This is a genomic window from Nonomuraea sp. NPDC003804, from assembly GCF_040610675.1.
Classification (GTDB): domain Bacteria; phylum Actinomycetota; class Actinomycetes; order Streptosporangiales; family Streptosporangiaceae; genus Nonomuraea.
Genome location: NZ_JBEXMT010000033.1, coordinates 17,955 through 32,647 on the forward strand (window position 1 = coordinate 17,955; position 14,693 = coordinate 32,647).

Annotated in this window: 9 protein-coding genes and 1 tRNA gene; 2 read left to right on the forward strand and 8 right to left on the reverse strand. The window is 73.2% G+C overall.

Annotation, left to right across the window (positions count from 1 at the left end; all coding sequences use genetic code 11):
* Nucleotides 1-13 precede the first annotated feature (13 nt).
* Both ABZX22_RS35555 and ABZX22_RS35560 read right to left on the reverse strand, forming a co-directional pair.
* On the reverse strand, nt 14-373 hold the full coding sequence (locus ABZX22_RS35555) for a hypothetical protein (RefSeq protein WP_354918198.1): 360 nt from the start codon (nt 371-373) through the stop codon (nt 14-16).
* A gap of 3 nt (nt 374-376) precedes the next feature.
* Nucleotides 377-1,453: a serine/threonine-protein kinase gene (locus ABZX22_RS35560; protein ID WP_354918201.1), complete on the reverse strand. Its 1,077-nt coding sequence runs from the start codon at nt 1,451-1,453 to the stop codon at nt 377-379.
* A 238-nt stretch (nt 1,454-1,691) separates the two neighbouring features.
* Between ABZX22_RS35560 and ABZX22_RS35565 the strand changes: the two genes are divergently transcribed.
* Nucleotides 1,692-2,555 (forward strand): TIGR03619 family F420-dependent LLM class oxidoreductase, encoded by an 864-nt coding sequence (locus ABZX22_RS35565; RefSeq protein WP_354918203.1) that lies wholly within the window; start codon nt 1,692-1,694, stop codon nt 2,553-2,555.
* Nucleotides 2,556-2,718: 163 nt separating this feature from the next.
* Nucleotides 2,719-5,652, forward strand: a complete 2,934-nt coding sequence (locus ABZX22_RS35570) for a BTAD domain-containing putative transcriptional regulator (protein WP_354918206.1) — start codon at nt 2,719-2,721, stop codon at nt 5,650-5,652.
* Nucleotides 5,653-6,258: 606 nt separating this feature from the next.
* Here the strand turns inward: ABZX22_RS35570 and ABZX22_RS35575 are convergent.
* From ABZX22_RS35575 to fdh, 6 genes are all read right to left on the reverse strand, one after another.
* Complete coding sequence (locus tag ABZX22_RS35575; RefSeq protein ID WP_354918209.1) at nt 6,259-8,073, reverse strand: SelB C-terminal domain-containing protein; 1,815 nt, start codon at nt 8,071-8,073, stop codon at nt 6,259-6,261.
* Complete coding sequence (selA, locus tag ABZX22_RS35580; protein WP_354918212.1) at nt 8,073-9,362, reverse strand: L-seryl-tRNA(Sec) selenium transferase; 1,290 nt, start codon at nt 9,360-9,362, stop codon at nt 8,073-8,075. Before selA ends, ABZX22_RS35575 begins: the two co-directional genes overlap by 1 nt.
* Nucleotides 9,363-9,377: 15 nt before the next feature.
* Nucleotides 9,378-9,470: transfer RNA gene (locus tag ABZX22_RS35585), tRNA-Sec, on the reverse strand.
* Nucleotides 9,471-9,504: 34 nt separating this feature from the next.
* Entirely contained in the window at nt 9,505-10,422 is a 918-nt protein-coding gene (gene nrfD, locus ABZX22_RS35590) for an NrfD/PsrC family molybdoenzyme membrane anchor subunit (protein ID WP_354918215.1), read from the reverse strand.
* Nucleotides 10,419-11,243 (reverse strand): 4Fe-4S dicluster domain-containing protein, encoded by an 825-nt coding sequence (locus ABZX22_RS35595; protein WP_354918218.1) that lies wholly within the window; start codon nt 11,241-11,243, stop codon nt 10,419-10,421. The genes nrfD and ABZX22_RS35595 overlap by 4 nt, the downstream gene beginning before the upstream one ends.
* Nucleotides 11,236-14,415 carry a formate dehydrogenase gene (fdh, locus tag ABZX22_RS35600; RefSeq protein WP_354918221.1) on the reverse strand — a complete coding sequence of 1,060 codons (3,180 nt, stop codon included), beginning with the start codon at nt 14,413-14,415 and terminating at the stop codon, nt 11,236-11,238. Before fdh ends, ABZX22_RS35595 begins: the two co-directional genes overlap by 8 nt.
* Nucleotides 14,416-14,693: the final 278 nt, after the last annotated feature.

The following is a 14,693-nucleotide window of genomic DNA, read 5'->3' on the forward strand; positions in this document are numbered from 1 at the left end:
GGGGCCGCCGACGTCAGCCCTGGAACCCCCCGATCCCGCCATCGGTGGGGTGCGGGGAAGAGACGTGGTCGACTCCGCGTCGGCGTCGCGCCTGCCGCAGGTCCTGCACCGCCACGACCAGGGCGAAGGCGACGAGCCCGTGGACGTAGGCGAGGACGCCGAGCATCACCCCGCTGAGCTCGAGCCGGCCCCATTGCGTGATCAACAACGCCGCCAGCCCGGTGATCAGGATCGGTTGCAACGGCAGGACGGTGACAGCCATCAGGAGGCGATGCTCGGACAGGAAGCGTCTCCTCTTGACGATGAAGAGCCAGGCCGAACCGGCGAGTCCGGCCAGCGCGAACAGAGCGATGATGAGACCTTCGACGTCCACGTGTCAGCTCCGTCTCGCCGCGAACCGCAGCGCCAGCGTGATCAGGCTCCCGATGACGATCCATGCGATCATGCCGGGCCAGAACGGAATCCCGTCGTCCACCCACGGGAAGGGGATCGGAGACAGGCCGCCGTCCGGGTCCGCGCCGTAGCCGTAATGGACGGCGAAGCCGATCACGGGAGTGGCCAGCATCACGACGAGCTGGGCGACGAAGGCCAGGCCGAACGGCCGATCAGCGGAGGGCGGCGCCGGAAGGGCGAGCGTCGGCTCGTGATGACCCAGGATGCGCTGCAGCAGCTGGCCGGCGCTCGGGCGCTCCCGCGGGTCCTTGGCCAGGCACGCCGCGAGCAGGCCCTTCAGCTCGTCCGGAACGCCGTCCAGATCGGGTTGCCGGTTGAGGATGCGGTTGAACACCGCGGGAATGCTGTCCTGGCCGAAGGCCGGTCGGCCGGTGGCCGCGAACACCATCGTGACGGCCCAGGAGAACACGTCGGAGCTCGGCTCGACGTCCTTTCCCGCGAGCTGTTCGGGAGACATGTACGGAGGGGTGCCGACGACCGCGCTCGAGAGCATGGTCGTGCCCTCGAGCGCCCGGGCGATACCGAAGTCGATGACCCGGGGACCGTCCAGCGCGAGCAGCACGTTGCTCGGCTTGAAGTCACGATGCACGATGCCGGACTCGTGGATGGCCTGCAGCGCGGCCGCGGTGGCCAGCATCAGGCGGCGCATCCCGCCCGCGTCGCGAGGCCCCTCTCGGCTGATCAGCTGCTGCAAGGACTCACCGGAGATGTACTCGCTGACGATGTACGGCTGATCTCCCTCGATGTCGACGTCCACGACGCGTGCCGTACCGAACGGTCCCACCTTGCGCGCCGTGTTCACCTCCCGGACGAACCGGCGGCGGCTTTCGGCGTCCTGGACGAGGCGGGCGTGCAGTACCTTGACCGCCACCTGACCGCCGTCGGGAGCGACGCCCAGGTAGACCGCGCCCTGCCCGCCTTCACCCAGCAGACCCACGAGCCGGTACGACGCCACGTGAAGGGGATCGGACGGCCTTAACGGGCGCGGGTTGGTGATCACCAGACTCTTATATCAATGTCCTGGTCCACGAGGTCCCGATTCGGGAAGCCCTTACCGGCCGACCCCGCACGCCACGACGACAACGCCGTCGGCCAGGCGCCACGGTCGAGCGGCCGACCGGCTGGAGAGCGAGCTCGGCGAGCTGGTCGTCGAGCCCGCGTCCGGCTTACCTGCCGGCGGGTGTGGGGCCTCACGGGTTTTGCCTTGACGCCGGTGTCAACGTTCTAGCGTGGCCGCCATGAAGTTCGGGATCAGTTACAGCACGCCGTATCACGGGGTCGACCCAGACAAGCTCGCCGCCTACGCCCGGCACGCCGAGGAATGCGGCTTCGAGTCCCTGTACGTTCCGGAGCACATCGTGCTGTACCCCGGTGCGACCATCGGCTCGTTCGCCATGCCGCCGTCGCTGCCGTACGGTGACCCGCTCGACTGCCTGGGCTTCGCCGCCGCGCACACCAGCCGGATCCTGCTGGGCACGGGCGTGCTGCTGCTGCCGTACCACCACCCGGTGACCCTCGCCAAACGCCTGGCCACCATCGACGTGCTGTCGAAGGGGCGGATGCGGCTGCTGACCGTGGGGCTGGGGGCGCTGCCCGGCGAGGCCCAGGCGGTGGGCGTCGACTACGCCACCCGCGGCCGCCGGGCCGACGAGGCGATCGACGTGCTGCGGCTGCTCTGGGAGGGCGGCGAGGAAGGCGTCAGCTTCGCCGGGGAGTTCTTCGCCTTCGAGAACCTGAGCAGCTTCCCGAAGCCTTACGGGGTCAGGCACCTGCCCATCCACGTCGGCGGGTCGAGCCGGGCGGCCGCCCGCCGCGCCGGGCTGCGCGGCGACGGGTTCTTCCCCGGCGGCGCGCTCCACCCCGACGAGCGGGCTGTTCAGCTGGACCTCGCCAGGAAGACCGCCGTGGAGGCGGGACGCGATCCGGCGGCGCTGGAGTACACCCGGTCCGCGTCGATGGACATCTCCGAAGAGCAGGTCGCGGCCCTCGCCGAACAGGGCGTGACCCGTATCGTCGTCAGCTCCGGCGCCACCGAACCGGACGAGCAGCGCGATCAGATGTCCGCCTTCGCCGAGCGCCTCATGGCCGCCTCCGCTTCTTGAGGCCGGCGGCGAGGTCGATACGGCCACGCGCCGCGTCCCATCCGCCAAGACTCAGCTGACGTCAGGCAGACCTCCTGCCAAAGCCCGCTCGGATGGCCGAGCGGGGCCTGGCTACGTCGCCATGAGCCCGGTCCTCTTCGTCGCCATGTGATTACAATGCGTCATGCCATCTGGGGGCTTCGAGTTCCGGATCCTGGGGCCCGTCGAGGTGCTTCGCGACGGTCTCCCGCTGGCCGTCCCCGCGGCCAAGCTCAGGACCGTGCTGGCCGTCCTGCTCGTCGACGCCGGCGACGTCGTCACCGTCGACACGCTGATCGACCGCCTGTGGGCCGACAGCCCGCCCGACGGCGCCCGCAACACGGTGCAGAACTACGTGCTGCGGCTACGCCGCCTGCTGGCCACGGGCCCGGGCACCGGATGTCCTGTGGTGACGCGGCCCGGGGGGTACGCGATCGAGGTCGACCCCGAGGCGCTTGACCTGCACAGGTTCGACGTCCTGGTACGGCGGGCCGGCGTCGCCGCCGCGGCCGACGAGACCGAGCACGCCGCCGCGCTGCTGCGCGAGGCGCTGCGGCTGTGGCGGGGAGCGGCGCTGGCCGACATCAGCTCCGACGTGCTGCGCCGCGACGTCGCCGCCGCGCTTGACGAGCGCCGGCTCGACGCGCTCGAACTGCGGATCGAGGCGGATCTCACGCTCGGCCTGCACCAGAGCCTGCTGCCCGAACTGCACGAGCTGACCGCGGCCCACCCGCTGCGCGAGCGGTTCTGGGCCCAGCGGATGCTGGCCCTGTACCGGTCGGGACGGCAGGGCGAGAGCCTGCGCTGCTACCACACGGTCAGGCGGCTCCTGGCCGAGGAGCTCGGCGTCGATCCTGGGGCGGAGCTGCGCGAGCTGCACCGGCGGCTGCTCGCCGGCGATCCGGCGATGGCCTTCTCGAGCCGGCCACCGGTACGCGGCAACCTGCCGGCCGAGGTGACGACGTTCGTCGGCCGCAAGCGGCAGCTGGCCGAGGTCGGCAGGCTGCTGGCGGCCCACCGGCTGGTGACCCTGACCGGCGTGGGCGGCGTGGGCAAGACCAGGCTGGCGTTACGGGCGGGGGCCGAGCTGGCCGCCGCGTTCCCCGACGGGGTCTGGCTGGCCGACCTGACCGCGCTGCCGGAACCGCAGCTGCTGGACCGGCTGGTGGCGCAGGCGCTCGGCGTGCGAGACCAGTCGGCGCGGCGTCCGGCCGACGTGCTGGCCGGGTTCCTGCGCGGCAAGCGGCTGCTGCTGGTGCTGGACAACTGCGAGCACGTGGTGACGGCGGTGGCGGCGCTGGTCGACCTGCTGCTCAAGGCGTGCCCAGGGCTGCGGGTGCTGACGACCAGCCGCCACCGGCTCGGCCTGGCCGGCGAGCACGTCCTGCTGGTGCCCTCGCTCTCCCTGCCGCCCGTGCCGTCCACCGGTCTCTCCCCTGAGCCCGCCGCCGTCGCGGGCACCACCGGCCCCGCGCCGGGGAGGAACGCCGCACCCGTGGCCGAGCCGGCCGCCCTCCTGCCGCTGACCGACTACGACGCGGTCGCGCTGCTCGTCGACCGCGCCGCCGCGGCCTCTCCCGGGTTCGCCGTCACGAAGGACAATGAGGAGCGGGTCGCCCAGCTGTGCCGGCGCCTCGACGGCATCCCGCTGGCGATCGAGCTGGCCGCCGTACGGCTGGGCACGCTGTCCGTCGACGAGATCCTGGACCGCCTCGGCGACAGGTTCAGGTTGCTGGCCACCCCCGCCACGACCTCACCCCCTTACCACCAGACGCTCAGACACGTGATCGACTGGAGCTACGGGCTGTGCACCGAGCCGGAACGCCTGCTGTGGGAGCGGCTGTCGGTCTTCGCCGGAGGGTTCGACCTGGAGGCGGCCGAGGCGGTGTGCAGCGGTTCCGGCATCGACCGGACGGACGTCCTGGACCTGCTGGCCGGGCTGGTGCACAAGTCGGTGCTGCTGGCGCGCGCCCACGGCCGCCGCACCCGCTACCGGCTGCTGGAGACGCTGCGCCAGTACGGCAGGCAGCGGCTCACCGAGGCCGGCATGGAGTCGCCGCTGCGCCGCCGCCACCGCGACCACTACCAGCGGATGGCCGCCGAGGCCGCCGATCGCTGGTGCGGCGAGCAGGAGATCGAGTGGCTGGCCAGGCTCCGGCGCGAGCTGCCGAACTTCCAGGAGGCGCTGAACTTCTCCCTGTCCTGCCCCGGCGAGGCCGTCCACGGGCTCGACATCGCGGTCGATCTCACCAGGACGCGCGTCTGGTTCTTCGCCAAGACGATCGGCGAGGGACGTCACTGGCTGGAGCGGGCCTACCAGGCGGTTCCCGCCGACCCGCCGTCCTACCGTGCCGGCGCGGCGGCCATGCTGGCGTGGAGCGCGCTGGTCCAGGGTGATCGCGCGACGGCGGAGGCCTGCATGACGGCCGGCGGGCGCCCCGCGGATGATCCCGCCGTGGCGGCGGTCACCACCTACGTGGAGGGCAGCCACGCGCTGCTGGTGCACAGCGACCGCCGCGCCATCCCGACGCTGTCGCGGGCCAGGGCCGCCTTCCGCCGCGCCGGGCGGCACGGCGACGCGCATATGGCGACCATGATGTGGGCGATGAGCTGCGCCTTCCTCGGCGACGGCGAGCTGGCCGGCGCAGCGACCCGCGAGTATCTCGCCGAGGCCGAGACCAGCGGCGCCGGATGGGCCTACTCGTGGGCGCTGTGGACGCTCGGCCTTGCCGAACTCCGCCACGGGGACGTCGACAGGTCGGCCGCGCTGTTCCGGGAGGCGCTGCGCCGGCAGTACGACATCGACGACTGCTGGGGGCCCGCCTGGGCCATGGAGTCGCTGGCCTGGTCGACCGCCTCGGCCGGGCACCACCACCGGGCGGCGCAGCTGCTGGGGGTCGCGCATCGGCTGCGACGCGTCACCGGCGTCTCGCTGACCGCGCTGCGGCCCTTCCACGACCTGCACTCCGCCGCCGCGCATCAGACGCGGACCGTCCTGGGCGAGCAGGAGTACACGGCGGCCTTCACGCACGGCAGCCTGGTCCAGGACATCGAGCGGTTCTCGCTCACCGACGCGTGAACCGCCTCTTCCCGTCCGCGTCTCGGCCTGGAACTCCTCTGGCTCCCGGTGAGCCGCCACTCGCTTGGTCGTTCTCCACAGCGAGTTCGAGGCGCTGGGCGGGGAGGTCGATGGTCTGGTGGTCGCCGCCGGTCCTGAGCTCGGGCACGTACGTGTGGATGGTGGAGCGGCTGACGCCCAGGAGCCTCGCGATCGAGGCGATGAGGTCCTGAAGGGAGCGGGCGAGCCGGTCGAGAGAGGGGGGACGGCGAGGGTGTCGCCGGGGACCGCCGGACCCGTGGCGGGCCCGGCGGTCCTGGTGCTGTCGCGGCCATGGGCCCATGACGCGATGGGTCCATGAAGACCGCGATCGGCCGGACCGAGCATCAGCACCGCCCCGAGCCGCGATGCTCGTCAGCGACGTCGCGCCGCTGACGTACGCCCCCGCACACGGCTCGGGCCGCCTGGATGAAGGCCGCCGCCCCCTTGCTCAGGGCCCTTGAAGGGTGCTCCGGGCCGCTGACGTGCCGGTCACTTCCCGGTCACACGCAGGCGGGGGCCGCCCCACGGCCGCCGCTCCCCTGCGCGGCGTCTCGGCCAGCGCGTCCCACGGTGTCGTTCATGGGGTCAACGGCAGCGGCGGTGGACATCGTCCACCCGTTCGGTGACCCCGCTCCGATCGAGGTGTTCCAGCAGCGGCACCGCGACCCTTCGGGTGGTGTCGAGGGCGCGCCGGGCCTGGCTGACCGTGAAGGGCTGCGGCAGCCGTCTCAGCAGCTCCGCCGCCCTGGCGTCCGCGCCGGGCAGCAGCACGACGCCTTCGGCCACGCGTAGCAGGCGTCCCGCCCGTACGGCCGCCGCCAGCTCCCGGATCCCGAGCCCCAGCTGGGTCAGGCGCCGGGCCTCCAGCGCCTGGAAGGGATGCGCGGACAGCTCGGCCGTCAGCCGCTCGACCGCCCTGGCCACCTGTGCGGGCAGCCCGGGAGGCCGGGTGAGGATCCGGCCCTCGCCGAGTGTGAGCGGCGGCCGTACCAGCGCGGCGACCAGCCGCCGGTCGGGCAGGGCGAGCTCGTGCCGGGCCGCTTCGAGCGGCATGCCAGGATCGAGCGGGTGCTCGGCCGCGTACCGCCGGGCCACCCCGGTCAGCCGCCCGGCCAGTTCCTCCCAATGATCGGGGTCGGCGTACCAGTCGCCGCAGACCGGCTGCCCGCCGGGCGTCCGGAGCATGGCGGTCAGGTCGGCGGCGCGCAGCAGCCGGTGGGTGCGCAGGGCGGAGGCCGCGTCCGGCGTGGCCGACTCAAGCCGTGCGGCGTGCGCCCGCGCCGCGCCCCGGCGGCCGAGCGCCGGCGGGCGCACGTCGAGCACGCTCGCCGCGGCCAGCACCCGCACCTCGGTCCGGTCGCGGCCGGGGTCGCGCAGCAGCAGCACATCTGCGAGGTGGAGCGGGAGCGGGCCGGCCAGGCGCAGCCGTGCGACACGGCCGCCGAGCGGCCGTACCTCGCACGCCACCGCCGCCGACCCGATGTGCGCGATCAGCCGCCTGGGCAGGCGCCGCCCCTCGTCGCCGCCGCCCGGACCGCGGCCGGGATCCCGGAGCGCTCCGACCGGTGAGATCCGGACGTCCACCAGGTCCGTGAACGTCCATCGGCCGGGGGTGACCAGGGCCAGGCCTCGCTCGGGAAGGCCGCGGCCCCGCAGGTTCACCGCCACCCTGGCGACGCCCGTCACCGCGGCCAGTGGCTCCTTGAGGGCCTCCAGCGCCCGCACCCGTACCGCTTCGCCACCGAGCGCCAGGTCGTCGCCCACCGAGATCGTGCCCTCGGGCAGGGTCCCGGTCACGACCGTGCCGCTGCCGGTCACGGTGAACACCCTGTCGATCCACAGCCGGACCGGTGCCCGCGGATCGGGCGCGGGAAGCCGGGCGACCAGCCGGTCCAGTGCCTCCCGCAGCTCGCCGAGTCCCTGACCGGTGCGCCCGCTCACCCCCACCGCCTCGACGCCGCCCGACCCGCCCGCATCCGGGCCCGCGCCCCCCAGCCCCGCGGCGGCCAGGCGGGTCCGCGCCTGCTCGATCGCCTGGCCCGGGTCGGCGAGGTCGGCGCGGGTCACCGCGAGCAGGCAGTGCCGTACGCCGAGGGCCTCCAGCGCCACCAGGTGCTCCTCGGACTGCGGCATCCAGCCCTCGTCGGCGGCCACCACGAACAGGACGGCCGGCACGGGACCGACCCCGGCCAGCATCGTGCCGAGAAACCGCTCGTGGCCGGGAACGTCCACGAAGGCGAGGCGCCGCCCCGAGGGCAGAGCCGTCCAGGCGTAGCCCAGCTCGATCGTCAGCCCCCGCCGCCGCTCCTCCTCCAGCCGGTCGGGCTCCATCCCGGTGAGCGCCCGCACCAGCGTGGACTTGCCGTGATCGACGTGACCGGCGGTGGCGACGACGTGCATCAGCCGCTCACCCCGAGGATCGCGCGGGCCACGTCGCCGTCCCTGTCGCGGGGAACGGTGCGCAGGTCGAGCAGCAGCCGCCCGCCCTGGACGCGGCCGACGACCGGCGGATCGCCGGTGCGCAGCGGCGCGGCGAGCCGTTCGGGGAGGCTCACCGCGGCGCTCGGCAGCGTGACCCCGGGCGCTCCCCCACCCCCCACGGCGGCCTCGCTCGGTACGGCTCGCGCGTCGACCCCGGCGCCCGCCAGCGTGCCGGCGAGCGCCTCGGCCCGGTCGGCGAGCGCCGCCGGATCGGCGTGCAGCGCCTGGCGGACCGGGACGGCGGGACCCCGGAGCGTGGCCTCCAGCGCCGCCAGCGTCAGCTTGCCGACTCGCAGCGCGCGGGCGAGGGGATGCCGCCTGCATCGTTCGACCAGGTCGTGGCGGCCGAGAAGGAGCCCCGCCTGCGGCCCGCCGAGCAGCTTGTCGCCGCTGGCGGTCACGAGATCCGCCCCGGCCTCGAGCATGGTGGTCGCGTCAGGCTCGGCGGGCAGCAGCGGCTCGCGGGTGAGGAGGCCGGAGCCGATGTCGGCCACGACGGGCACGCCCAGCCCGGTGAGTTCCGGCACCTCGGCGCAGCCGGTGAAACCCTCGATCCGGAAGTTCGACGGGTGCACCTTGAGCACGCATCCGGTCTGCGGTCCCACGGCCGCCGCGTAGTCGCCGAAGGAGGTGCGGTTGGTCGTGCCGACCTCGCGCAGCCGCGCCCCCGTGGAGACCAGCAGGTCGGGGATGCGGAACCCGTCGCCGATCTCCACCAGCTCGCCGCGGCTGATCACGATCTCCCGGCCCGCGGCGAGCGCGGTGGCCACCAGGACGAGCGCTGCGGCGTTGTTGTTGACGACGTGCACGTCCTCGGCGGCCGGCACGGCGCGCGCGAGCGCGTCCAGCGCGCCGCGCCCGCGGCGGGCCCGGACGCCGGTCTCCAGGTCGAACTCCACGTCGGCGGCTCCGGCGGCGGCCGCCATCGCCTCGACCGCGGCGGGCGACAGCGGCGCCCGGCCGAGGTTGGTGTGGATCAGCACGCCGGTCGCGTTGATCACCGCGCGCAGGCTCGCGGCCTGTGGGGGGAGCGCCGCCACGGCCTCGTCCGCGACCTCCTCGGCGGTGATCTCGCCGAGCCGCGCCCGCTGCTGGGCCCGCGCCACCGCGTCCTTGACGACCGACCGGCCCAGCCGCCCGCCCGCCGCGACCAGGCGCGGGTCGGCGAGTACGGCGTCGGTGCGTGGCACCTGCCTTCGTGGGTCCACCCTTCGAAAATAGAGCGGAGGCGGACGGGAATCGAACCCGCCAGGCCGATGACCTCGGCCTCGTCGGTTTTGAAGACCGCGGGGGCCACCAGGCGCCCACACGCCTCCAAGGGAGAACCTACGCGCAGGCGGGTAAGGCCGATCAGGCGGGCCGCTCTCCGTCGAGGCGCTGCCGCTGCGGTACGACCGTGTACCTCGGATCGGCGGCCGAGGCCCTGCCCGCCGCCAGGATGCCGAAGCGGGTGCACAGGGCGCCGGCCGTGAGGGCCAGGCCGGACAGGGCGGTGAGCGTACGGCTGCGCCCCGCGACCGCGGCGAGCAGCCCGCCACCGGCCGTCAGCGCGCGGGCGGCGCGCATCAGGCGGCCCGCCCTCCCCAGCCGGTACGGCTCGCCGACCGGCCCCAGCCTGCGCTCCATCACCGCGCCGGAGACGGTCTCCATGGCGGCCCCGAGCACCGCCACCACGCGGGCGGGACCGGCCTCGGCGCGGGGCGTCGCCAGCATGCCCGCCGCCCCGGCGCTGGCCAGCGCGCTCCCGGCGAACAGGAACGGCAGCTCCCTGTAGGCGCCGTGCCAGGCCGGCACGGCGGTGTCGGCGACCAGGACGGCGGTGTAGGTGGCGGTCAGCGGACCGGTCACGCCCGTGGCGAGGACCGCCGCGTCGCCCACCACGGGCAGGGTCCCGGTCAGCTCGGTGGCGGCGGCGACCGCCGACAGCCCGCCCTGGGCGGCGAGGATCCAGGAGCCCACGCTCATCGGCGAGGTCGGCTTGAACACCCGCAGCATGTTGAGGAAGCGTTCGGGCCTGCCCAGCTCGGCGGTGAGGAGGCCGGCGCCGGCGGCCGCCCCGAGTGCCGCCGCGATCCGGGCCGCGCGCGCGAGCCGGTGGTGCCCGGCGAACCCGGCCACCACGGCGATCATCGACGAACCCCCCGACATGCCGCCCAGGTAGAGATAGGTTGGCATGTGGGGTTCGTGCCATATCGGCGCCTTGATCACCGGCCGCCCGTAGTACGAGCGGAACTCGGCCTCCGGCACCATCGACCGCTCCCGCGTCACCGCCGCCCTCCGTCACGGAATCCCGCGAAGCCTCCCGAGAAGCCTCCCGAGAAGGCGACCGCCACCACACCCGCCACGGACAGCGCCGCGGCCCCCGCCCAGCGCCACATGGACGGCAGGTCGCGGGTGGTCACCACCGGATCAGGGGGCAGGCCGTACACCTCCGGTTCGTCCAGCAGCAGGAAGAACGCCCCCGCGCCGCCCACGCCGTCGTCCGGGCTCTCGCCGTACAGCCTGGCCTCGGGGCGCCCTTCGGCGTGCAGGCTCTCCAGCCGGTCCGCGGCCCGCTCCCGGAGCTCGTCGAGGGGGCCGAACTGGATCGAGTCGGTCGGGCACGCCTTGGCGCACGCCGGTTCGAGGCCCCCGCGCTGCCGGTCGTAGCACATCGTGCACTTCCAGGCCCGCCCGTCGTCCTCCCTGCGGTCGATCACGCCGAACGGGCAGGCCGGCACGCAGTAGCCGCAGCCGTTGCAGATGTCCTCCTGCACCACCACCGTGCCGAACTCGGTCCGGAACAGCGCGCCGGTCGGGCAGACGTCCAGGCAGGCGGCATGGGTGCAGTGCTTGCACACGTCGGACGACATCAGCCAGCGGTCCACCCCGCCGTCGCCGTCCCCGCTCGTCCGCACGGGGCGCGTCTGCTCGATGAAGGCGACGTGGCGCCAGGTGCTCGCCCCGAGCTGCCCGGTGTTGTCGTAGGAGGTCGCCTCGAACACGAACCCGTCGTCGGGCAGCTGGTTCCACTCCTTGCAGGCCACCTCGCAGGCCTTGCAGCCGATGCAGACGCTGGTGTCGGTGAAGAAGCCCATCCGCTCAGTCATGCCGGTACTCCTCCAGCAGGTCGAGCATCGCCCGTCCTCTCGGCCGTCTGCCGGGACGCACGTCGCAGGTCATGGCCTTGCTCTCCTGGATGTAGACGTTCGGGTCGAGCACCAGCGGCAGCAGGTCGTTGGTGACGTCGCCGGTCACCAGGCCGCCGCCGCCCCACCCCCAGTGGTAGGGCAGGCCGATCTGATGCACCGTCTCGCCCTGGATCCGCAGCGGCCGGACCCGGCCGGTGACCAGCACCCTGGCCTCGATCACGGTACGGCTCGTCACGATCGTGGCCCAGTCGCCGTTGGCCAGCCCGAGCTCGGCGGCGAGCAGGGGGGACACCTCGCAGAACAGCTCAGGCTGCAGCTCGGCGAGGTAGGCCAGCGGCCGGCTCATGGCGCCCGCCGTGTGGTGCTCGGTGAGCCGGTAGGTGGTCAGCACGTACGGGAAGCGCGGCGACCGGGGCGGGTTGTAGGGACTTACCGCGCGCGGGTAGGTCCGTCGCGCGGGGTTGGCCTGCTGGCCGTACAACGGGTTGCGGACCGGCGACTCGTGCGGCTCGTAGTGGGCGGGCAGCGGCCCGTCGGCCAGGCCCGCCGGCACGTACAGCCAGCCCTTCCCGTCGGACTGCATGACGAACGGGTCGGTCCCGGACAGCGCGGCCTCGGCCCTGGCGCCCTCGGGCGGCACGTAGTCCGGCGGCTTGTTCCTTTCGAAGTCGGGTACGTCGTGCCCGGTCCACTCACCGCGCTCCGCGTCCCACCAGACGTAGGCCTTCCGCTCGCTCCACGGGCGGCCCTCGGGGTCGGCGGAAGCCCGGTTGTACAGGATCCGCCGGTTGGCCGGCCAGGCCCAGCCCCATTCGGGCGCCACGGGCGTCTGCTCCCTCCCGGGCCGGCGCCGGGCGGCCTGGTTGACCTCGCCGGCGTAGACGCCGCAGTAGATCCAGCAGCCGCACGTGGTGGACCCGTCGGGCCTGAGCTGGGTGGGGGACGACAGCGCCCGGCCGTCCGGGCCGACACCGTTGATCTCGCGGAGCACGGCCGCCGCCGACGGCTCGCGGTGCTCGCCGTCCTCGGGGTAGTCCCACGTCAGCTCGCGCAGCGGCCGGTCGATCTCGTCCCCTGTCAGCCGCTCCCTGAGGATCCTGCCGAGGTGGTAGTAGAACCACAGGTCGCTACGGCAGTCGCCGGGCGGGTCGAGCGCCTTCTCCCGCCACTGCAGGAGCCGCTGGGTGTTGGTGAAGGTGCCCTCCTTCTCCACGTGGCTCGCGGCGGGCAGGAAGAACACCTCGGTGGCGATGTCCTCGGTGCGCATCTCCCCGGTCTCGAGCTCCGGCCCGTCCTGCCAGAACGTGGCCGTCTCCACCAGCGTCAGGTCGCGCACCACCAGCCAGCCGAGGTTGGCCAGGCCGAGGCGCTGGGCCCGGCCGCCGGACGAGCCGACCGCGGGGTTCTCCCCCACCACGAAGTAGCCCTTCACCGTCCCGTCGATCTGGCCCATCACCGTGGTGTAGTGGCCGTGGTCGCCGGTCAGGCGCGGCAGGTGGTCGAAGCAGAAGTCGTTCTCCTCGGTGGCCGCCTCTCCCCACCAGGCCTTGAGCAGGCTCACCAGGTAGGAACGCCGGTTGCCCCAGAAGCCGGTGTCTCCTCCCTCGCGGGCCAGGTAGTCGTCCAGGCCCGTGTGCCGGTGGGCGTGGGGCATGGCCAGGTAGCCCGGCAGGATGTTGAACAGCGTCGGGATGTCGGTCGAGCCCTGGATGCTCGCGTGCCCGCGCAGCGCCAGGATGCCGCCGCCGGGGCGGCCGATGTTGCCCAGGAGCAGCTGGAGGATCGCGGCGGTGCGGATGTACTGCGCGCCCACCGTGTGCTGGGTCCAGCCGACGGAGTACACCCACGCGGTGGTGCGCTCCCGGCCGGAGTTGGCGGTGATCGCGTCGGCGAGCTCGGCGAAGTCCTCCGGCGAGATGCCGCAGAGCTGCTCCACCAGCTGCGGGGTGTAGCGGGCGAAGTGCCGCCTGAGGATCTGGTAGACGCAGCGCGGGTGGCGCAGCGTCGGGTCCGTCGGCGGGCTGGGGTGCGCGGCGGCCCCGCTGGAGCCGTACCGGTCCGCTCCCGCCGCCGCGGCGTGGTGCAGGCCGCCCTCCAGGGTCTCCCCCGGCGCGTGCTCGGCCGGGCCCTCGTACGACCAGCTCTTCGGGTCGTACGAGCACGTCTCAGGATCGAAGCCGGAGAACAGCCCGTCGAGATCCTCGGTGTCCTGGAAGTCCTCGGACACGAGGGTGGCGGCGTTGGTGTAGGCCAGCACGTACTCGCGGAAGTCCAGTTCGTTGCCGAGGACATGGTTGACCAGGGCGCCGAGCAGCACGATGTCGCTGCCCGCGCGGATCGGCAGGTGCCGGTCGGCCAGCGCGCTGGTCCGGGTGAAGCGCGGGTCCACGTGGAAGACCTTCGCTCCCCGCGCCCTGGCCTCCACCACCCACTGGAAGCCCACCGGATGGCATTCGGCCATGTTGGAACCCTGGATGACGATGCAGTCCGCACGAGCCAGATCCTGCTGGAAGGTCGTCGCGCCGCCACGCCCGAAGCTGGTCCCCAGACCGGGGACGGTGGAGGAGTGTCAAATACGCGCCTGGTTCTCCACCTGGATCGCGCCGAGGGCGGTGTAGAGCTTCTTCATCAGGTAGTTCTCTTCGTTGTCGAGCGTCGCCCCGCCCAGACCGGCGATGCCCAGCGTGCGGCGCACGACCTTGCCCTCATGGGTGTGCTGCCAGGTGTCCCGCCGTGTCGACAGCACCCGCTCGGCGATCATCTCCATCGCGGTGCCGAGGTCGAGCCGCTCCCACCGCGTGCCGTACGGCCTGCGGTACAGCACGTGCGTCTGACGGCCCGGATGGGTGACGAGTTGCTTGCTGGCCGAGCCCTTGGGGCACAGCCTGCCGCGCGAGATCGGCGAGTCGGGGTCGCCCTCGATCTGGCTGACCCGGCCGTCCTTGACGTAGACGAGCTGGCCGCAGCCGACCGCGCAGTAGGGGCAGACCGAGCGGGCGACCGTGTCCGCCTCCTCGGTGCGCGGCCTCAGCGCGTCGGTGCGCGCCGAACGCGCGGCGTCGCTCCTGCCGTCCTCTCCCCGAAGCTGCCGCAGCACCGGCCATCGGGAGAACCATCCCCCACCTGCCATAATGCAAGTTTTGCCCCGGTCTGCCGTGCCTAACCTCCGTTGCCTGGCCTGTGCGTGCCCGACTCCCGGTGCGGACCGCCGCCGGGAGACGTTCGCGGTCCGCTGCGCCGCGGCCACAGCCGGATCTTGTTGAAAAGGACAAGATTTGGTCTCGCCGAAATGGTGAATGCTGTACGACCCTCAGAGACTTTCGTGGGGTTGGCGCCCCGTATGCGTGGAGAGGTGATGGAGGCCTGCGCCATGGCCGACATCGGTGGTACGGCGATGAAGGGATGGCG

Excerpts from the sequence above, each read along its gene's own strand:
- ABZX22_RS35565 (WP_354918203.1), top strand. The coding sequence starts at position 1,692 with ATGAAGTTCGGGATCAGTTACAGCACGCCGTATCACGGGGTCGACCCA.
- ABZX22_RS35595 (WP_354918218.1), bottom strand. The coding sequence starts at position 11,243 with ATGACTGAGCGGATGGGCTTCTTCACCGACACCAGCGTCTGCATCGGC.
- ABZX22_RS35575 (WP_354918209.1), bottom strand. The coding sequence starts at position 8,073 with ATGCACGTCGTCGCCACCGCCGGTCACGTCGATCACGGCAAGTCCACG.
- ABZX22_RS35570 (WP_354918206.1), top strand. The coding sequence starts at position 2,719 with ATGCCATCTGGGGGCTTCGAGTTCCGGATCCTGGGGCCCGTCGAGGTG.